18 protein-coding genes are annotated in these 18,106 nt (G+C 71.3%); 16 read left to right on the forward strand and 2 right to left on the reverse strand.

Annotated elements, in window-relative coordinates; genetic code table 11:
• The first annotated feature begins 172 nt into the window (after positions 1–172).
• The 16 genes from dnaX (at position 173) to H565_RS0102560 (ending at position 15,902) form a co-directional block, all read left to right on the forward strand.
• Entirely contained in the window at positions 173–2,401 is a 2,229-nt protein-coding gene (dnaX, locus tag H565_RS0102485) for a DNA polymerase III subunit gamma/tau (RefSeq protein WP_027459650.1), read from the forward strand.
• A 321-nt stretch (positions 2,402–2,722) separates the two neighbouring features.
• Complete coding sequence (locus H565_RS0102490) at positions 2,723–4,129, forward strand: glycoside hydrolase family 10-like protein (RefSeq protein ID WP_034408114.1); 1,407 nt, start codon at positions 2,723–2,725, stop codon at positions 4,127–4,129.
• 70 nt (positions 4,130–4,199) lie between these two features.
• Complete coding sequence (locus tag H565_RS0102495; protein WP_027459652.1) at positions 4,200–4,691, forward strand: flavin reductase family protein; 492 nt, start codon at positions 4,200–4,202, stop codon at positions 4,689–4,691.
• Between the two features lie 968 nt (positions 4,692–5,659).
• The gene (locus H565_RS0102505) at positions 5,660–6,058 is read left to right on the forward strand and encodes a hypothetical protein (protein ID WP_027459654.1); all 399 of its coding nucleotides are present in this window, start codon (positions 5,660–5,662) and stop codon (positions 6,056–6,058) included.
• Between the two features lie 9 nt (positions 6,059–6,067).
• On the forward strand, positions 6,068–6,337 hold the full coding sequence (locus H565_RS0102510) for a hypothetical protein (protein ID WP_027459655.1): 270 nt from the start codon (positions 6,068–6,070) through the stop codon (positions 6,335–6,337).
• Positions 6,338–6,742: 405 nt separating this feature from the next.
• The gene (locus H565_RS0102515) at positions 6,743–7,411 is read left to right on the forward strand and encodes a response regulator transcription factor (RefSeq protein ID WP_027459656.1); all 669 of its coding nucleotides are present in this window, start codon (positions 6,743–6,745) and stop codon (positions 7,409–7,411) included.
• Positions 7,412–7,507: 96 nt separating this feature from the next.
• On the forward strand, positions 7,508–8,419 hold the full coding sequence (locus tag H565_RS0102520) for a P1 family peptidase (RefSeq protein ID WP_027459657.1): 912 nt from the start codon (positions 7,508–7,510) through the stop codon (positions 8,417–8,419).
• Between the two features lie 137 nt (positions 8,420–8,556).
• Entirely contained in the window at positions 8,557–9,249 is a 693-nt protein-coding gene (locus H565_RS0102525; RefSeq protein WP_027459658.1) for a DUF1990 family protein, read from the forward strand.
• Between the two features lie 44 nt (positions 9,250–9,293).
• The gene (gene cobA, locus H565_RS16760) at positions 9,294–10,100 is read left to right on the forward strand and encodes a uroporphyrinogen-III C-methyltransferase (RefSeq protein WP_051363370.1); all 807 of its coding nucleotides are present in this window, start codon (positions 9,294–9,296) and stop codon (positions 10,098–10,100) included.
• Positions 10,097–10,846: a uroporphyrinogen-III synthase gene (locus H565_RS16765; protein WP_051363371.1), complete on the forward strand. Its 750-nt coding sequence runs from the start codon at positions 10,097–10,099 to the stop codon at positions 10,844–10,846. Before cobA ends, H565_RS16765 begins: the two co-directional genes overlap by 4 nt.
• A gap of 112 nt (positions 10,847–10,958) precedes the next feature.
• The gene (locus tag H565_RS16540; RefSeq protein WP_245576148.1) at positions 10,959–12,041 is read left to right on the forward strand and encodes an HD domain-containing phosphohydrolase; all 1,083 of its coding nucleotides are present in this window, start codon (positions 10,959–10,961) and stop codon (positions 12,039–12,041) included.
• A gap of 96 nt (positions 12,042–12,137) precedes the next feature.
• Positions 12,138–12,710, forward strand: a complete 573-nt coding sequence (locus H565_RS0102540) for a precorrin-2 dehydrogenase/sirohydrochlorin ferrochelatase family protein (protein WP_245576149.1) — start codon at positions 12,138–12,140, stop codon at positions 12,708–12,710.
• Positions 12,707–13,813, forward strand: coding sequence for a glutamyl-tRNA reductase (gene hemA / locus H565_RS0102545; RefSeq protein ID WP_027459660.1), 1,107 nt, complete (start codon positions 12,707–12,709; stop codon positions 13,811–13,813). Before H565_RS0102540 ends, hemA begins: the two co-directional genes overlap by 4 nt.
• A 190-nt stretch (positions 13,814–14,003) precedes the next feature.
• Entirely contained in the window at positions 14,004–14,885 is an 882-nt protein-coding gene (ygfZ, locus tag H565_RS0102550) for a CAF17-like 4Fe-4S cluster assembly/insertion protein YgfZ (RefSeq protein ID WP_027459661.1), read from the forward strand.
• On the forward strand, positions 14,878–15,321 hold the full coding sequence (locus tag H565_RS0102555; RefSeq protein ID WP_027459662.1) for a hypothetical protein: 444 nt from the start codon (positions 14,878–14,880) through the stop codon (positions 15,319–15,321). Before ygfZ ends, H565_RS0102555 begins: the two co-directional genes overlap by 8 nt.
• Before the next feature lie 53 nt (positions 15,322–15,374).
• Complete coding sequence (locus H565_RS0102560) at positions 15,375–15,902, forward strand: GNAT family N-acetyltransferase (protein WP_027459663.1); 528 nt, start codon at positions 15,375–15,377, stop codon at positions 15,900–15,902.
• Between the two features lie 49 nt (positions 15,903–15,951).
• Here the strand turns inward: H565_RS0102560 and H565_RS0102565 are convergent, their stop codons facing one another.
• Both H565_RS0102565 and H565_RS0102570 read right to left on the reverse strand, forming a co-directional pair.
• Positions 15,952–16,974 carry an ABC transporter permease gene (locus H565_RS0102565; protein ID WP_027459664.1) on the reverse strand — a complete coding sequence of 341 codons (1,023 nt, stop codon included), beginning with the start codon at positions 16,972–16,974 and terminating at the stop codon, positions 15,952–15,954.
• On the reverse strand, positions 16,974–17,996 hold the full coding sequence (locus H565_RS0102570) for an ABC transporter permease (protein WP_027459665.1): 1,023 nt from the start codon (positions 17,994–17,996) through the stop codon (positions 16,974–16,976). The genes H565_RS0102565 and H565_RS0102570 overlap by 1 nt, the downstream gene beginning before the upstream one ends.
• Positions 17,997–18,106 lie beyond the last annotated feature (110 nt).

The following is an 18,106-nucleotide window of genomic DNA, read 5'->3' on the forward strand; positions in this document are numbered from 1 at the left end:
GGGAGCGCCCAACCCTGCCCCCCCTCACCCCCTGGCCCGGAGGCCCCCGGTAGACTGGGCGGGTGAACGGGTCCGGGGTCAGTGGGGAATGGTCAGTGGGGAGTGGGTCGTGGTGTCTGCCTTTCCCACTTCCCACTCCCCACCCCCCACTCACAGCCCCGGAGGGGCCAGCATGAGCGCCATCTACCAGCGCGCCCGCCCCATTCGCTGGGAGCAGGTGGTCGGCCAAGAACACGTCAAGGACGTGCTGAAAACCGCGCTGGAGCAGGGGCGGGTGGGGCACGCCTACCTCTTTTCCGGGCCGCGGGGGGTGGGCAAGACGACCACCGCCCGCCTCATCGCGATGACCGCCAACTGCACCGGGCCGAGTCCGAAACCTTGCGGCGAGTGCGAGAGCTGCCTCGCGGTGCGTGCGGGGTCGCACCCCGACGTGCTGGAGATAGATGCGGCCTCCAACAACTCGGTCGACGACGTGCGTGACCTGCGCGAGAAGGTTTCCTTGGCGGCCATGCGCGGGGGCAAAAAGATTTACATCCTCGATGAGGCGCACATGATGTCGAGGGCGGCCTTTAACGCCCTCCTGAAGACGCTGGAGGAGCCGCCCGCCCACGTCATCTTTATCCTGGCGACGACCGAGCCGGAAAAAATCATCCCGACCATCCTCAGCCGCTGCCAGCACTACCGCTTTCGCCGCCTGACCCCGGAGGAAATCGCCGGAAAGCTCGCGGAGTTGGCCCGGCGCGAGGGGCTGCAGGCCGAGCCGGAGGCCCTGCACCTCATCGGGCGGCTGGCCGACGGGGCGATGCGCGACGGCGAGAGCCTGCTGGAGCGGATGCTCGCGGCGGGCACGGCGGTCACCCAGGCGGCGGTCGAAGACGCTCTGGGGCTGCCCCCCGGCGAGCGGGTGCGGGGCATCGCGGGGGCCTTGGTGCTGGGGGACGCGGGGGCAGCCCTCCAGGGGGCAGCGCAGCTCTACCGTGAGGGCTTCGCGGCGCGGACGGTGGTTGAGGGCTTGGTCGCGGCCCTGGCGGACGCCCTGCATGCCGAGCTGGGGCTGGAGGGGCAGGCGCTGGAGGGAGCCGACGTGCCCCGGCTGCTGCGGCTGCAAGCGGCCCTTGACGAGCAGGAGGCCCGCTTTGCCCGTTCCGCCGACGGCCTGAGCCTCGAACTCGCCTTGACGCACGCCCTCCTGGCCGCCGGTGGGGGGGGCGCTGCGGGAGCGGGGGCTGCCGCGTCCGCCCTGCCCACCGATGTGACTCAGCGCCTGAGCCGCCTGGAGCGCGAGCTGGCCGAGCTGCGGGCATCGGGGGGAGCGGCGGCTCCATCCACGGCTCCGGCTCCTCCAGTGGGGGTGCGGCGGGCGTCTGCCGCGCCGTCCCCCGCTGGAGGAGCGCCCGCCCCCGTCCCGGCCCCCGCGCCCGCAACCCTGCGGGGCACCTGGGCGGACGTGACCCGGCAAGCCTCCATGCAGCTGCGGGCCTTTCTCAAGCCCGCCCGGATGCACGCCGAGCCGGGCTACGTGAGCCTGAGCTACGACGAGAAGAGCAGCTTTCACGCCAAGCAGATTGCCGCCAAGTTTGACGAGGTCGCGGCGCTGGTGCTCAAGGTCTTCGGTCCGGTCACCTTCGAACTCGCCGGGCCGGACGTCGGGCGGCGGGTGCGGCTGGGGGGCGGCGGGGACGATGCTGGGCCGGATGGCGGCGGCGGGGGCGGGGGCGTGCCGTCTTCCCCCACTCCGTCGCCTCCCAGTCCTCCTCCAGCACAGGCCGCCGCGCCCACAGCCGACATTCCCGCCTTCGACCCCGCCCCCCGCCCCCGCGCTTCACGGGGGCCGGACTTCGCCCCGCTGGAACGGGCGGCCCCGGAAAAGCCCGCCTCCCACGCCCGTGCGGCGACCGCCACCCTGGAGGCGCCTCCTGCCGCCCCCCTGCGCCCGGCCCCGCCTCCCAGCCCCGACGACGTGACCCCCGCACCCCTCGCAGAGGCCGCCTCCGCCCCCTGGGAGGAGGCCCCCGCCGCCCAGCCGCCTCCCCCGCCCGACGCCGTCCGCGAGCTGTACATCGTCGAGGAAGTGACCCAAGAACCCGACTGGGACGACATCGGCGGTTCGGTGGGCGGACCACCGCCCTCGCTGGAGGACGCCCCCTTCGCGGACGCGCTGCCTGCCCGCCCCGCGCCCGCCCCGCGCTCTGGCCCCCCGGCCCCGGTCCCCGCCGCTGCCGGGGCCGCCCCCGCCCGCCCCGGCGACATCCGCGCCCATCCCCTCTACGAGGAAATCAAAGGGCGCTTTGTGGGCCGCGTGCGCGAGATTGGCAAGAACCGCCGCGCCCCGGCAGCGGCGGAGGCGAGCGGCGCGGACGACGACGAGGGAGAGGGGACCGAGGCCGAGGCCCAGGCCTAGGGCCGGAGGTTCCGTCTTCACCCGCTCGCCTTGGCCTCTGCGCTAGGCTGCCCGCACGCCGTGAAGACTCCTCATTTCGTGCGCCCCTCCGTGCGCCTTGCCCTCTCCCTGAGCCTGCTATGGTCACTGGCCGGGGCGACGGCTCCCGCGCCTGCGCCTTCCGCCCTGTCCCCCGCCGAATCTGCCCCGGTGCCTTCCCCGGTAGTGGTGCCCGCGCTGCCGCTGCCGCCCGCCCCCGCGCCGCAGGAACCGCCCGCTGCGCCCGCCCCGACGCCCCCTGCTCCTGTCCCCCCGCCCCCTCAGCCCGCGCCCATCAGCACCGTGCGGGGGCTGTGGGTGGACGCCTTCGGGCCGGGCCTCAAGACGCGGGAGCAGGTCGCGCAGGTCGTGGAGGACGCCGCGCGGCTGGGGGTCAATACCCTCTTCGTGCAGGCGGTGCGCCGGGGCGATTGCCTGTGCCTGCGGGCGAGCGTGCCGCCCATCACCGACAAGGACTTCGAGAAGAACTTTGACCCCCTGACCATCGTGACCCGGCTGGCACACGCCCGCGGGATGCGGGTCATCGCCTGGGTCAGCGTGACGGGGGGGGTCAATGCCCGCATGCCCAACACCAGCCCCCGCCATCTCTCGCGGCGGCATGGCCCGGACGCCGGGGCCGAGTCGTGGATGTCCCGCCGCCCCGACGGCTCCTGGCAGGAGGGCGGCGACGGCTGGCTCGACCCCGGCATTCCCGCCGCCGCCGACCACATGGTCGAGTCGGTCGTCAGCCTGGTCCGCAACTACCCGGTCGACGGGGTGCAGCTCGACCGCATCCGCTACCCCGACGGCGGGGCGTGGGGCTACGACCCCAAGACGCTGGCCCGCTACCGCGCCGAGACGGGCGCGAAGGGTACCCCCGCTCCCAGTGACCCCCGCTGGCAGGCCTGGAAGCGCGAGCAGGTCACGGCCCTGGTGCGCCGCATCAGCCTGGAGGTCAAGGCCATTCGCCCGACCGCCTGGGTCACCGCCGCGACGATCACCTATGGGCCGCCCCCCGCACCGGGCGACCTCGCGGCCTTCCGCAAGTCGCGGACCTACACCGATGTCTTGCAGGACTGGCCCACCTGGATGCGCGAAGGCTACCTCGATCTCAACGTCCTGATGAACTATAAGCGTGATGGGGTGGGCGAGCAGGCCGAGTGGTTGGACGGCTGGAACGCCTTTGCCGCCAGCGTGCGGGGCCGCGCCGAGGTCGCGGGCGGCACCGCCCTGTACCTCAACCCGCCCGCTGTGACCGCCTCGCAGGCCCGCCGCACGGTCGTTGCCGGGCTGGGGTGGGTGGGCTATTCCTACCGCACGCCCACGCTGGACGTCTACGGCACCCGCCAGAGCACCGGGCAGGGCCTGGAGGCGATTCGCGCCGTCCTCACCGCGCCGGGGGGGGTGCTCGCAGGGCGGGTGGACTGGCAGGCGAGGCCCCCCACTCTGCGCGGGCTGTCGGGCCGGGTGGTCGGCACCGCCGTGCCGGGGGGCCGCCCCGTAGAAGCCTGGCAGGGCGGCAAGGTCGTCGCCCGCACCAGCACCGACGGCGGCGGGCACTACGGCTTTCTGACCCTCCCCGCCGGACCCGTCGAGATTCGGGTGGCCGGACAGCGTTGGGCCGACACGGTCCCCGAACTTGGCGTGGTGCGCCTCCCCGACCTGCTGTTGCGCGAGGCGTCGGCTCCGGCGGCGAGTGGGCGACGGTAGGGGGCAGGGGAGGGGTGGCCCGCCCCGCTGGCCCGACAAGGCCACCCACCCCCCCGCTAGACTCACCCCCATGACCTCTCCCGTTCCCGGCGGCATTCCCCCCTTCGAGTTCCGGCAGACGCTGGGGCGTTTTGCCAGCGGCGTGACTGTTATCACGGCGGCGGACGGCGGGGGAGAGCGGCGGGGGATGACGGCCAGCGCGTTCGTGTCGGTGAGCCTGACCCCGCCCCTCATCCTGGTCAGCGTGGACCACCGCGCCCACATGCACGCCCTGCTCTCGCGGCCAGAGGTGGAACGCTTTGGCGTGAGCATCCTCTCGGCGGCCCAGCGTTCCCTCAGCGACCACTTTGCGGGGCGGCCCGGCCCCGAAGAGGCGGTGCCGTGGTTCACCCACGAGGGCCTGCCCCTGATCGGCGGCAGCGTGGCGCAGCTCGTGTGCCGCAAGCAGGAGGTCATCCCGGCGGGGGACCACACCCTCTACCTGGGGCTGGTCGAGTACGCCCGCTACACTGACGACGATCCGCTGGTCTATTTCCGGGGCCAGTACCACGAGCTGGGGTAAGAGAACCCCTCAGATTGTCTAGACAAAGGGGGGGGAAGAGACAGGGGGTTAAGATGCAACCATGCCAACAACTAAAGAGGTGGTGGCGAAGGCCTTGGCGTGTCTCGCAATCATGGCTCCAGTCGCTGGCAGCGGTCTTGCTCTGGCACAGCCCTTGCCGGAGGTCCCCCTCTCTTCTCCAGAGGGTTGGACTCCCGATATGGACCTCAGTCCATCGGAATGGGGAGCCTTGCACGAAGCCTTCGAAAACGGCTGGTTTCTGCACGAGGTGACTTACGAAGAGGCTTTGCGCCTAGGCTACATCAGCAATCAACTCGAAGACAGAAGGGTTGGGGACTTTTATTCGGAGCCGGACACGGCTTTGATTGTCTACGCAGTAGGAGCGGCTCTAAAGTGCGCCGCAAATGCTGCCTGTCGGCAGGCGGTTGGCCAGTTCACGCGTAGGGTGGCGACTCAGCCGGAAGTGAGGAATACCATCTTCTTGTGTGTGGTTGGTCAAGCGAGTGGTAAGGGTTGCATTGAGCATGTCAAAGACACCATCTGGCCCGACCCCAATCCCTGATAAAGTTGGACTGTGAGCTTGAAGTTTCTCTACCTTGCTCTACTTGGACTGTATTTGTTGTCTTTTTGGCGAAGTTTCAGGCCTGTCGAGTTTATTGCGCTTTGCCTGCTTCCGGTAGTTCACCAGCTTTACGGTTTGGAGCGGGATAGGGGCCTATACATTGTTACATTTGCGCTCGCCTATGCCGTTTTTCTGTGGGGATTCAAGCGGGCCGGAGAGCACGAAGAGACGCTGCGGCGACTGACAGGCTGGGTCCTCAGCACGGGCTTTGTGGCAGCGGTGACTTGGAGCGGAATGTCTGTGGGAGACAAGCGGCTGATGCTCTTCTACATGGTGCTTGGCCCCCTGTACGCCGCTTTCCGGGGCCAGCCATCTGAGAATCCTCTCCGGCGCGAGGAGCCTTAGCTTGAGCCTGCCCACCGCGCTCTACCTCGCCCTGCTCGCGCTGTACCTGTGGCGCTTCTGGGGCGAGGTGTTCCGCTGGGCCGAGTTCGCGCTGCTGTGCGCGGTTCCGGTGGTGGGGGTGGTCTGGGGCTTCGAGTACGGCGGGAGCCTCTATTTCTGGGGAATGGGGCTGCTGTACTGGGTGCTGGTCAATAGCCAGCTCTGGCAGGTGCAGGGTAGGGAGCGGGAGCGCCGCCTCGCGGGGTGGGCCTTGGGGGCGGGCTACCTGGTCGCCGTGATGTGGCCGGACCTGACCGCGACCGAACGGGTGACGGCCCTGGCTTTGGTCGCTGGGGGGCCACTGCTTTCGCTGCTGGTTGCGGCAGCGGCGGGCACCCTGCCACGGGACCGGTCGGGATAGCCTCTCCCTATGCCCCCCTACGCCCCGCAGTTGCTCGTCGCCCTCGCGTTGGCGGGGCTGCCTTTCCTCGTGTCGTACCCGTGGGCCATCGGGGGCGGGCGCAGCGTGGACGCGCTGGACGCCTTTCTGTTGGTGTTCGCGCTCGTCAACCTGCGGCTGGCGTGGGCGGCGGCAAATGCGGCGCATGGGGGCCGGGCGCCCGCGTGGTTTATCCTGTTGGGGCTGGGGGCGGCGGCCCTGATTGCCAGCGGGATGATTGGGGCACTGACGCCGCGCTGAAGGAGCTTCAACCAGGGGTGGGCATTGTGCAGAGGCGGGAGCCACGATACCGCAGGAGCGGTCAGACTCCCGGCCAGCACAGAGCCGCTTACCCCCGGCAGGTCGGGGAGAGCCGCCGTGGGCGCGGGGGGACCCAGGGGCCTCTGCCGGACGCTTCTGCCGCTCGCCACTTGGGGCGAGTGGTGTGGATTGGCCCCCCATCGGGGTGTGGGGCGAGCGGTACCCTCGCCTGACCCGGCGTTAAGGGACCGTAAACCGCTTCGGTCACCCGGCGGCCCTATGCCCCCCCCTACGATGGCCCATAACACGTGGCTGTCAGAGCATGCAGCGCCAGCAAGGGCAGCCTCCTTTTTCCCCTCCCCGACCGCGCCGCGGCCCCAGACCGGAGACAAAGGGCATCCCACCATGGAACAACGGATTCTGCTGATCGAAGACAACCCCGACATCACCCGCGTCGTGCAGTACGAACTCGAACAGGCCGGGTACAAGGTGCTGACCGCCCCCGACGGCGTGACGGGCCTGACCAGCGCCCGCGAGAACAACCCTGAGCTGGTCATTCTCGACCTGGGCCTTCCCGACTTTGACGGTGCGGAGATCGCCCGGCGGCTGCGCAAGACGAGCAGCGTGCCCATCATCATCCTCACCGCGATGGACGCGGTCGACCGCAAGGTCAACCTGCTCGAAGCGGGCGCGGACGACTACATGACCAAGCCCTTTCACCCCGAAGAACTCGTCGCCCGCGTCAAGGTGCAGCTCCGGCACCAGCAGCACGGCGAGGTCATCTCCATCGGGGCGCTGGAAATCCACCCGCAAAAGCGGCTGTGCCATTACAACGGCCACGAGGTCCGGCTCTCGCCCAAGGAGTTCGACCTCTTGACCTTCCTCGCTCGGCAACCGGGGCGCGTGTACTCCCGCCAGGAAATCGAGCGCGAGGTCTGGAATGGCGAGCTGCCCTCCAACTCCAACGTGGTCGACGTCCACATGGCGAACATGCGGGCCAAGCTGCGCGACCTCGACGGGTACGGGATTATCCGCACCGTGCGCGGCATCGGATACGCGCTGAAGACGCCGTAGGAGAGCCGCCAGCTTCCAGCCCCCAGTTCCCCGCCCCCGGAGCCTTTGCCGGGGGCTTTTGCGCTTGAGGCAGCTCCGGAATGGTCCAATGGTCGCGTGACTCCTCTCAACACGACCCTCACCGCCATTCCCGGCTTTCGAGTCGGCCACTGGACCGACCCGGTCGGCCTGACCGGCTGCACGGTGATTCTCTGCCCGGACGCGGGCGCGGTTGCCTCGGCGTCCTTTCTCGGCCCCAGCCCCGGCACCCGCGAGGGTGAGTTGCTTGCGGCGGAAAAGAAGGTCGAGCGCATTCACGCCCTGCTGCTGACGGGCGGCAGCGCCTTTGGCCTCGCGGCGGCGTCCGGGGTGGTGCGGGTGCTAGAGGAACGCGGGGTGGGCCACGAGACGCCCTGGGCGCGGGTGCCCCTCGTGCCCGCGGCGGTGGTCTATGACCTCGGCGTGGGGGACCCCAAAGCGCGCCCCGGCGAGCGCGAGGGCGAACTCGCGGCGCGGGCGGCGTCGGCAGCCCCGGTTGGGCGCGGGCGCGTCGGCGCGGGCACGGGCACGACGGCGGGCAAGTACCTCGGTGTGGGGGCGGTGCCGGGGGGCCTGGGCAGCGCCTACCTGGAGCGGCATGGGGTCGCGGTGGGGGCGCTGGCGGTCGTGAATCCCATCGGGGACGTGCTCGACGAGCGGGGCGGCGTGCTGGCTGGGCCGGGGGTAGGACCGGGTGCCAGTGCCTTTACCCCCGGCGACGTGGAAAGCACCACCCTGGTCGCGGTCGCCACCGAGCACCTCCTCACCAAACCCGAAGCCTGCCGCCTCGCGGACGCCGCTCAGACGGCGCTGGGGCGCGTGATTCACCCCAGCCACACCCCCTGGGACGGGGATAGCACCTTTGTGCTGAGTTCCTGCGTTCGGCCCGTCGCCGACCCCCTGCTGCTCGTCGCGCTCGTTCAGGAGGCGGTGTGCGCGGCGGTGCGCGACGCGGTGCGGACGGCGAACGGCCTGACCCCGCCCACGTGACTCTGCTACGGACTCCGTAGGGGCCGCCTCTCTTTCCGCTGCATGAACCCCGGTCATGCCCCCGGCCCCGGCGGGGCAGCTAGCCTGCCCGCGATGCCCGGCCCCTCCTGGCCGGGGAAGCCCACGGAGGTATCGCCATGTCCCGACTGCTGCGCTTTCTCGCCCTGCCCGCCCTCGCTGCCGCCGCCTACGCCCTGAAGGGGCCGCCCGACCCCCTGCGCCCGTCGGGGCCGGAAGACGGGGTGGGGCCGCTCACCCGCCGCCGCTACTGGGTGGAGCTGGAGGGGGCCACCCGCACCCCGGAGGACATCGCCCGGCACTGGCGCGAGCACCTGCCGGAGCATGCCCCCCGGTGGCTCGCCGCCTTTCGGGGGCTGGACGGCCCCATTCCGCCCGTCGAGAAGGGCACCCGGCTGGCGATTCAGATGATGCTGGTGCGCCGGGGCCGGGTGGTCGTGGAGCATGTCGACCCCCTGGGCTTTCGCGTGCGCACCCTGCGGCTGCACCCCGACGCGGGCACTTCCGACTTTCGGGTCTACCCGCAGGAGGAGCCGGGGCACGTCATCTTGCAAATCGAGTCGCTGTTGCGGGTGAACTCGCAGTTTGACCGCCTTGCCTACATCTTCGGGGCGCACGCCGGACAGCGCCGCAACTGGGAACTGACCCTCCTGAGCGTGGCCAAGTACGCGGGGGGCCGCATCGTTAACCGGGGCCACGAGTCGCTGGAGATGCCGGACATCGCCCACTCGTACACCTACACGGTGCCGACCCCCGACGACCTCCCCGACGCGCCCGTAGGGCTGGAGGGGGAGGGGACCGGGCGTCCCTAGCCCCCCGCCCATCTGTCCCGCCCCCGGCCCGCTAGCCTGTCTGCATGACCGACGCTGCCCCCGCCCCCCCCTCCCGCGCTTTCGTCTCCCTGGTCGGGGCAGGGCCGGGTGACCCAGGGCTGCTCACCCTGCGGGGGGCACAGGCCCTGCGGGAGGCCGATGTGGTGCTCTTTGATTACCTCGCCAATCCGGAACTGCTGCGCCACTGCCCGCAGGCCGAGACGATTTATGTCGGCAAAAAGGGCTTTTCCGAGTACATCTCGCAGGAACAAATCAATGCGCTGATCGTGCACAAGGCGCGGGAGGGCGGCGGGAAGCGGGTCGCCCGGCTTAAGGGTGGCGACGTGTTCGTCTTCGGGCGCGGCGGCGAGGAAGCCGAGGCCTGCGTCGCCGCTGGAGTCCCTTTCGAGGTCATCCCCGGCGTCACGAGCGCCATCGCTGCGCCCGCCTACGCCGGGATTCCGGTCACCCACCGCGAGCTGGCCCGCAGTTTTGCGGTGCTGACGGGGAATACCCAGGAGGGCGGGGCGCACTACGAGCGCCTCTCCGGGGTGGATACGCTGGTGCTCCTGATGGGGGTGCGGAACCTGGAAGCCATCAGCGCCGACCTCGTCGCGGCGGGGCGCGACCCGCAGACGCCCGCCGCCACCGTGCAGTGGGGCACGACCGGGCGGCAGCGGGTGGCGACGGGCACCCTCGGCACCATCGCCCAGGCGGTGCGCGAGGCCGGGCTGGAAGCCCCCGCCGTCACCGTGGTGGGCGAGGTCGTGCGGCTGCGGGAGTCGCTGCGCTGGTTCGAGGACTCTGACCTGTTCCGCCGCTTGCAGGCGGCGGAGGCGGAGGCCCGGTGAGCGCCCTGCCCCTCGCCGGGCGCACGGTGGCCGTCACCCGCACGCGGGAGGGGGCCAGCCGCCTCTCGGACGTGCTGCGCGCGCGGGGAGCCGAGGTGTTGGAAGTGCCCCTCATCCGCTTTGCACCTGCCGGGGACGAGGCCGCCCTACACGCCCGGCTGCGCGACCTGTCGGGGGTGAGCTGGCTGCTGCTCACCAGCAACCAGGGGGTCACGGCCCTCTCCGAGCACCTGGAACGGCTGGGGCTAGGGGCCGAGCACCTCGCCGGGGTGCGGGTGGCGGCGGTTGGCCCCAGCACGGCCCGTTCGCTCTCGGCATGGGGCCGCCCTGCCGACTTCGTGCCGAGCACGCCGGGAGCCAGGCACCTGGGGGCGGAGCTGCCCGCCGCACCGGGCGAGCTGGCCCTGCACCTCACCTCCCAGCTCGCGGAGGCCGAGCTGCAGCGGGCGCTAGGGGCGCGGGGGGTGCGCTACGCCCGCGCCGAGCTGTACCGCACCGAACCTGCCCAGCTGGGCGAGGCGGCGCTGGCGCGGCTGCGCGGGGCCGACGTGGTGACCCTGGCTTCGGGCAGCGCGGCGCGGCACCTCGCCGGGCTCGCGGGCACCGACTTCCGAGTCGTGGCGATGGGGCCGCAGACGGCGGACGCGGCGCGGGAGGCGGGCTTTACCCACGTGACGGTGGCGCGGGAGGCGTCGTTGGAAGCGCTCGCGGACGCCGCGGAGGGCGCGGTGCTGGGCCTGAGCTGAGGCCCCTGCCCGCCCTTGCACCCGGTGCAGACTCCCGGCGCGGGGGCGCGGGCTTGTGTCACCCTATCCCCATGTGCCCCCCTGCGCGGACCCACCTGCCCTGGGGGACCGCGTGAGCGCGGACGACCGGGCGGCCCTGGGCATCCTGCTCGACCTGAGCCAGGCGCTGCTCAGCGCCCAGGTGCGCAGCGAGGTCGAAGCCATCCTGACCCGGCAAAGCGTGCGGCTGCTGGGCACCCGCTACGCCCTCTTTCTGCGCTACCTGCCCGAACTGGACGTGCTGCGGGTCACCGCCCAGGCGGGGCAACACGCCGACGACCTGGGCCGGACCCTGCCGCGGGGGCAGGGAGCCTCCTGGCGGGCGGCGCTGGGGCCAGACCCGGTGCTGCACCTGCGCCGCGAGCACCTGCCCCCCTGGGCCGTGCGCCGTGCCGGAGTTCCGCCGCAGCATGTGCTGTACGCGCCGCTGCGTTCCTCCTCCGGGCGGCTGCTGGGCGTGCTGACGGTGGGGCGCGAGGACCCCCCGTTCCTGCGCCGAGACGAGCACTTGCTGGCCACCTTTGCCAATACGGGCACCGTCACCCTGCAACGCATCCGTGAAACCGCTCGCGCCGCCGCTACCCGCGAGGGAGTGCTGCTGGCCCTGGGCCTCGCCCTCGAAGCCCGCGACTACGAAACCCAGGGCCACACCGGGCGCACGGTCGCCCTCTCCGAGCGGCTGGGCCGGGCGCTGGGGCTGGAGGAAGGCGAGCGCGAGCACCTGCGGCAGGGGGCCTACCTCCACGACATCGGCAAGCTCAGCGTGCCCGACGGCATCCTCCTCAAGCCGGGGCCGCTGACGCCCGATGAGCGGGCACTGATGCAAAAGCACGTGCTTATGGGCGAGGCCCTGGTGCGGCGCATTCCCGGTATGCCGCCTGAGGTGCTGGGGGTCGTACGCTCGCACCACGAGCGCTGGGACGGGGCCGGATATCCCGACGGGCGGGCGGGAGAGGCTATCCCGCGTCTGGCCCGCCTCTTTTCGGTGGTCGACGTCTTTGACGCCCTGACCCACGTGCGGCCCTACCGCGCCCCCCTGAGCGCGCCCGCCGCCCTCGACCTCCTGCGGGCCGAGGCAGGGCGGCAGTTTGACCCGGAGGTCGTCGCGGCGTTTGTCTCTCTCCCGCTGCTGGGACCAGGTTCCCGGCGCGTCTGAAGCGGCCCGTCCGCCCAAAAGTGCCCGCCAGCGCGTGGTTTCTGACCGTTCGGTCGGGGACGCCCGCCCCGGCGGGGCCGCGCTATGCTGCCCCGCGTGACGCTGGCCGCCTTCCTGAATCTGAGCGGTGAGGCTGCCGTGGTGGTGGGGGGCGGCCCGGTGGCGCTGCGCCGTGCCCGCACCCTGCTGGAAGCTGGGCTGCGGGTGCGGGTGGTGGCCCCCGACCTGCACCCCGACCTCGCGGCCCTGCCCGTGGCCCATGACCCCCGCCCCTACCGCCCCGGCGACGTGGCGGGGGCGCGGGTGGTCGTCGCGGCGACGGACCGCGCCGAGGTGAACGCCGCCGTGACCGCCGAGGCCCGCGCTGGGGGTGCCTTGGTCAACCACGCCGGGGACGCCGGGGCGGGCAACCTGCGCTTTCCCGCCGTCGCCCGCCGGGGCGGGGTAGAGGTGGCCCTCACGACCGGGCGCGAGCTGCCGCTGCTCGCGCAGGCCCTCGCCGAGCGCGTCGGGGGGCTGCTGCCCGCGCCAGAGCAGGTGGACGCCTGGGCCGAGCGCCGCGAGGCCGCGCTGAGCCTGCCGCAGCCGGAGCGCGGGGCTGCCCTCGCCGCGCTGCGGGCCGACATCCGGGCAGCCCTGGGCCTCGCGCCCGCCGGGGGGGACGCGTGACGCTCGCCTGTCCGACGGGCCGCGCCCTCCTCGCCCGGTCGCACGTGGCCCTCCCTGTGGCACTCGACTTCGTGGTCGTGGGCCTGAACCACCAGACCGCCCCCGTCGAGGTCCGCGAGCGGGCCGCCGTTCGCGCCGGGGAGGAAGCCGCCGTGCTCGCGCAGCTCTCGCGCTTTGCCCGCGAGGTGATGCTGCTGGCGACCTGCAACCGCACCGAGGTCTACCTCGCCGGACTGCGCGGCGACCCCCGCGCCGTCTTTGGGGACGCCTGGGGCGCGGACTTGCAAGAGCACCTGTACGTGCACCGGGGCGAGGCCGCCGCTGCCCACCTCTACCGCGTGGCGGCGGGCCTGGGCAGCCTGGTCATCGGGGAGACGCAGATTCAGGGGCAGGTCAAGCGGGCCTGGCAGCTCTCGCGCGAGCTGGGGCTATCGGGCACGGTCCTGAACAAGGTCGCGCAGGGCGCACTCGCGGCGGGCAAGCGGGTCCGCACCGAGACGGCCCTCGCCGACCGAGTGGTCAGCGTGTCGAGCGTGGCCGTCGAACTTGCGCACTCGGCCCTGGGGGGCCTGACGGGGCGGACCGCCCTCATCCTGGGCGCGGGCGAGACCGCCGAGCTGACCCTGACCCACCTGCGGGCGGCGGGGGTAGACGACGTGATTGTCGTCAACCGCACCGCCGAGCGGGCGCGGGCGCTCGCCGAGCGGGTGGGGGGCCGCGCCTGCGCCGCCGAGCTGCTGCACGAGGCGCTGCCCCTGGCCGACGTCGTGATGGCGTCGAGCGCCGCGCCCCATTACGTTCTGAACCCGCAGGGGGTGGCGGCGGCGCTGGAGGGGCGTGCGGGGCGGCCCATGTTCCTCATTGACATCAGTGTGCCGCGCATCCTCGACCCTGGCATCGGGGGCGTACCCGGTGCCTTCCTCTACAACCTCGACGACCTCACCGCCATCGTGAGCCGCAACCTCGCCTCGCGCCGCGCCGCCCTGCCCCACGCCGAGGCGATTGTGCGCGAGGGCGTCTCCGACCTAACCCGCTGGAACCTCACCCGCGAGGCGCAGCGGGCCTTGCGGGCCGGGCGCGAGTTGGCGGCGGCGAGCGACTGAGACCAACCTTGCGTGGATTCCAGAGAATCCACCGAGCGAAGCGAGTGGCAACAACCACGGGACGGCGGCGATGGAAGATCATCCGGCGCTTTTCCGGATGTTCTGGAATCTAAGCAATCCCAGATGGGCATCTGCCCTGAATCTGCCCCCCGCCCCACATCGCCCCCGCCTTTTCCCGTAGCCTGGCCCCATGTGGACCCGTCTTCCCTCCAGCGCCCTGCGCCTGACCGGGCCAGACCGGGTGGACTTCGCGCAGGGGCAGATGACGAACGACCTGCGGGGGGCACCCACCCCCGGCCTGGTCGCCGCCTGTTTCCTGAACGTGCGCGGGCAGATTGAGTTCTTCGCCCGCGTGTACAAGCGCTCTGGCGACGTGTACCTGCACCTCGGCGCGGGGCAGGCTCCGGCGCTCGCCGAGCGGCTGCGGCGCTACATCATCTTCGACCAGGTCGAGCTGGGGGACCTCTCCGCCGACCTCCGCACCATCCACATCTGGCGCGAAGCGGACTGTCCCGGCTGGAACCCGGCGGGCGGCGACGCGCAGGAGTTCGAGCTGGCGGGGGCCGCCGTGCTGGGTGGGCGCGTGAACCGCACCGGGGGGGCGGGGGTAGACCTGCACTTCCTCGCCCGGCAGGAGGAGGCGGTGCTGGGGGCGCTCACGGGGGCCGAGGTGCCCCTCTCCGAGTTGCACGCCGCCCGCATCCGTGCCGGGATTCCCGACGTGGACGCCGACGGCTTTGCGGGCACCCTGATTCCCGAAATCGGGCTGGACGTGGGCGGTCCCCTTCCCGCCATCAGCTACCGCAAGGGCTGCTACGTGGGCCAGGAAATCATGGCCCGGCTCGAAGCGCGGGGGCAGGCCCGCTACGGGCTGGCGCGGCTGCGCGGCGAGGCCCTGCCTGAACGGGCGGAAGTCACCCGCGAGGGCCGGGTTGTGGGGCAGTCGGGTGCCCATGCGGGCGGCCTCAGCCTCGCCCGGCTGCGGCGCGAACTCGTGCCGGGGGACCGGGTGGAGGTGGGCGGCGTGCCCGCCACCGTCGAGGCCCTGACCCCCCTCCCCGCCGATGTTTAGGGCTTTTGTCCGCGAGGTCGGCAGCGGGCATCCCACCGACCTCGTGCGGGCGGCCCGGCGGGCGCAAGCGGCGGCTTTTGCGGTGCTGGCCGTGCCGGGGCTGCCGCTGGGCGCTGCCTACGCCCTGAGCGGTCCCGCGGCCTTGCCCCCCCTGTGGGTCGCCGCGCTCGCCGGGCTGGGGGTGCTGCTCGCCGCGCTGGTGCTGCGGCTGGCCCGCCGCGCCGCCCGCGACCCTGCTCAACCCCCCACCCGCGCCGTTCTGACGGCGGCCCTGCAATCGGGGGGCGCTCCCGCCGTTCCCTTCTTGCTGGGTTGCACCCTCTTCGCCCAGCCCCTCGCCGCGCTCGCGCTGTGGGCGCTGGCGGGGCTGGGCTACGCCGCCGCCTGGGGCCGGGTGCCGGGGTGGGTGCAGGCGGCGGGTCTCCGCCGGGCCTGACCCGCCCCATCCGGCAGACGCCGGCTGTAGCAGGCCCGCTCTAGTCTGCGGCCATGTACGCCGTGACCTCCCGCCTCATCCTTGTTCCCCTCACCCGTGAGGTCATCGCGGGGCGGCTCGCGCAGGCCCCCTTCACGGTGGCCCTTTCTACGCCGGACGGTCCCCTTACCGTGACCTACCCTCCGGCGTGGCCCGGCGACCTCTTGCCGCTGCTTCCTGCCCGGCTGGCGGCGTTCGACCCCGAACGCGAACGCTGGAGCGCCACCCTGGTCGAGCGGGCGACCGGCACCGCCATCGGCCAGATGGGGGCCAAGGGCGGCGGCGTACCGGACGAGGCAGGCGACGTGGAAATCGGTTACGGCCTGAACCCTGACACCTGGGGGCAGGGGTATGCGACCGAGGCGGTTGGCGTCCTGGTGACGGCCCTGCTCGCCCGCCCTGAGGTGCGGCGGGTCACGGCCCAGACGGCCCTGAGCAACCCCGCCAGTGCCCGCGTGCTGGAAAAGCTGGGCTTCCTCTCCGTCGGCACCGCCTGGGACGAGGACGACGGCGACCTGACCGTTTGGGCACGCGCCAAATGAAGCCGCCCCCGGCATGGGGGCCAGGGGCGGGCAGAGGGGTGGCGGCGGCTCAGCGCGTCTTGGGGTCGTAGGCGTCGCGCAGGGCGTCGCCGAAGAGGTTAAAGGCGAGACTGAACAGGATGATAAAGGCCGCCGGGTACACCATCACGTACCAGTATTGCGGTTGCAGCCAGGCGCGGGCGAAGTCCACGAGTTGCCCCCACTCGGCGTACCCGGTCGGGAAGCCCAGCCCCAGGAACGACAGCGCGGCGATGCCCAGCGGCACGGTCCCCAGGTCGAGGATGGCGATGGGCAGCGCACTCGCCAAGCTGTTGGGCACCACGTGCTTGAGTATCAGGCGCGGGTCGCGTGCCCCCAGGCTGCGGGCCGCGTCCACATACTCCAGTTGCCGGGTCCGCAGCACGTCCCCGCGCACGATGCGGGCGTACCCCGCCCAGCCCGTCACCGTAAAGGCCAGGATGATGGGGAGCGAGGGGTCGATGCCGGGATTGCTCGCCTTCAGGAAGGTAATCAGGATGATGGTCAGCACCAGGCCTGGCAGCGCGAACAACACGTCGATAAAGCGCTGAATCAGGTTGTCGATCCAGCCGCCGTAAAACCCACTAATCGCCCCGATAATCACGCCCAGCACCAGGGTGATGCCCACGATGATAAAGGACAGCTTGAACATCGTGCGGGTGCCCCACACCAGGCCGTAAAAGATGTCGTAGCCCTGGCTGGTGCCGAAGCGGGCCGTCTCGCTGGGCGGGGTGGGCACCGGCGAGAAGCTCTCGCGCTCGATCGCGTAGCAGGTCGCGGGGGCCGCGAAGTGGGCCTGCCAGAACACCCGGTCGAGCGGGTTGGCGACCTGCTGCGGGCTGCTGGCCCCCAGGTCGCGCAGGCAGTTGGACCCCGCCGAGGGCCGGGCGATGATGGGGGCGAAAAAGCCAATGAGCAAAAACAGCAGGGCGATGACCATCCCCACCATCGCAAGGCGATTGCGCCGCAGCTTGAGGATGGGCCGCGAGGTCAGGAAATCGCGCAGGCGGCTGCGGCGCTGCGAGGTGGCAGGAGCAGCGGGAACACTTGTCATCAGTCAAACCTCACGCGGGGGTCAACGACCCCATACAGGATGTCAGTCAGGGTGCTCACCACCACCACAATGATGGCCGAGAGCAGCGCGAAGCCCAGCACGGCGGGCACGTCGAGTTGCAGGGCCGACTGCACCACCCACTGGCCGATGCCGGGATAGGCGAAGATGGTCTCGGTGATGATCGAGCCGCTCAGCAGATTGATAATCAGGAAGCCCCCCAGCGTGATGACCGAGAGCAGGGCGTTGCGCCGGGCGTGCTTGAGGTTCACCGTGCGTTCGGGCAGGCCCTTGGCGCGGGCGGTGCGGACGTAATCGCTCGTCAGCGCTTCGAGCATGTTGTTGCGCATCACCTTGAGAATGGTCGCGCTGCTGACGATAAACAGCGTTAGTGCAGGCATAATCAGGTGCCGCAGCACGTCGAGCGCGATGTCAAAGCGCCCGTTGAGCAAGGCGTCTACGCCCAGCATCCCGGTGTAGCGCCGCAGGTCCCCGATGGCGAACTGATTGACCACCTCCACCTGCCCGGCCCCCGGTAGCCACCCCAGGTAGCCGTAAAACACGGCCAACAGGATGATGCCCAGCACAAAGGTCGGCAGGCTGTAGCCCAGCACCACGAACACCCGCAGCACCTGGTCAATAAAACGGTCCTTGTGCAACGCGCTGAGGGTGCCCAGCCAGACCCCTATCAGGATGATGGGGATGGCCGTCAGCAGCGTCAGCTCGATGGTGTTGGGCAGCCGGTCGATGATGGTATCCAGCACGGGCTGCCCGCTCGCTTTGGAAAAGCCCAGGTCGCCGGAGAGGGTACTTTGTAGCCATTTGCCGTACTGCACCGGAAAGGGCTGGTCTAGCCCCCGCTCGCGGATGATGCGCTCCAGTTGCGCGGCCTGCTGGTCACTGCGGATGTACCCCGCCGCCCGTTGCGCGGGCGTGAGCAGCATCGTGAGGGCCACGATCAGCACCGACAGGGCCAGCATGACCAGCGGAATCTGAGCGAGGCGGCGGACGATGAAATTGAGCATGACAACCTCTAGGAAGGGAGGAATCTCCGGAAATCCGGGAGTCGGCGCTGATTCTCGCCCCTGCCCAGGGTTCTGTGATGAAAGGAGGTGAGGCGAGAAAGAGCGTCAGC

The organism is Deinococcus murrayi DSM 11303, from assembly GCF_000482805.1.
Taxonomy (GTDB): domain Bacteria; phylum Deinococcota; class Deinococci; order Deinococcales; family Deinococcaceae; genus Deinococcus; species Deinococcus murrayi.

Bases quoted from the DNA above. Each gene is read 5' to 3' on its own strand.
- ygfZ (WP_027459661.1), top strand. From the start codon at position 14,004: ATGTGGACCCGTCTTCCCTCCAGCGCCCTGCGCCTGACCGGGCCAGAC.
- dnaX (WP_027459650.1), top strand. From the start codon at position 173: ATGAGCGCCATCTACCAGCGCGCCCGCCCCATTCGCTGGGAGCAGGTG.
- H565_RS0102560 (WP_027459663.1), top strand. From the start codon at position 15,375: ATGTACGCCGTGACCTCCCGCCTCATCCTTGTTCCCCTCACCCGTGAG.
- H565_RS0102525 (WP_027459658.1), top strand. From the start codon at position 8,557: ATGTCCCGACTGCTGCGCTTTCTCGCCCTGCCCGCCCTCGCTGCCGCC.
- H565_RS0102555 (WP_027459662.1), top strand. From the start codon at position 14,878: ATGTTTAGGGCTTTTGTCCGCGAGGTCGGCAGCGGGCATCCCACCGAC.
- H565_RS0102515 (WP_027459656.1), top strand. From the start codon at position 6,743: ATGGAACAACGGATTCTGCTGATCGAAGACAACCCCGACATCACCCGC.
- H565_RS0102565 (WP_027459664.1), bottom strand. From the start codon at position 16,974: ATGACAAGTGTTCCCGCTGCTCCTGCCACCTCGCAGCGCCGCAGCCGC.
- H565_RS0102510 (WP_027459655.1), top strand. From the start codon at position 6,068: ATGCCCCCCTACGCCCCGCAGTTGCTCGTCGCCCTCGCGTTGGCGGGG.
- H565_RS0102570 (WP_027459665.1), bottom strand. From the start codon at position 17,996: ATGCTCAATTTCATCGTCCGCCGCCTCGCTCAGATTCCGCTGGTCATG.
- H565_RS0102495 (WP_027459652.1), top strand. From the start codon at position 4,200: ATGACCTCTCCCGTTCCCGGCGGCATTCCCCCCTTCGAGTTCCGGCAG.
- cobA (WP_051363370.1), top strand. From the start codon at position 9,294: ATGACCGACGCTGCCCCCGCCCCCCCCTCCCGCGCTTTCGTCTCCCTG.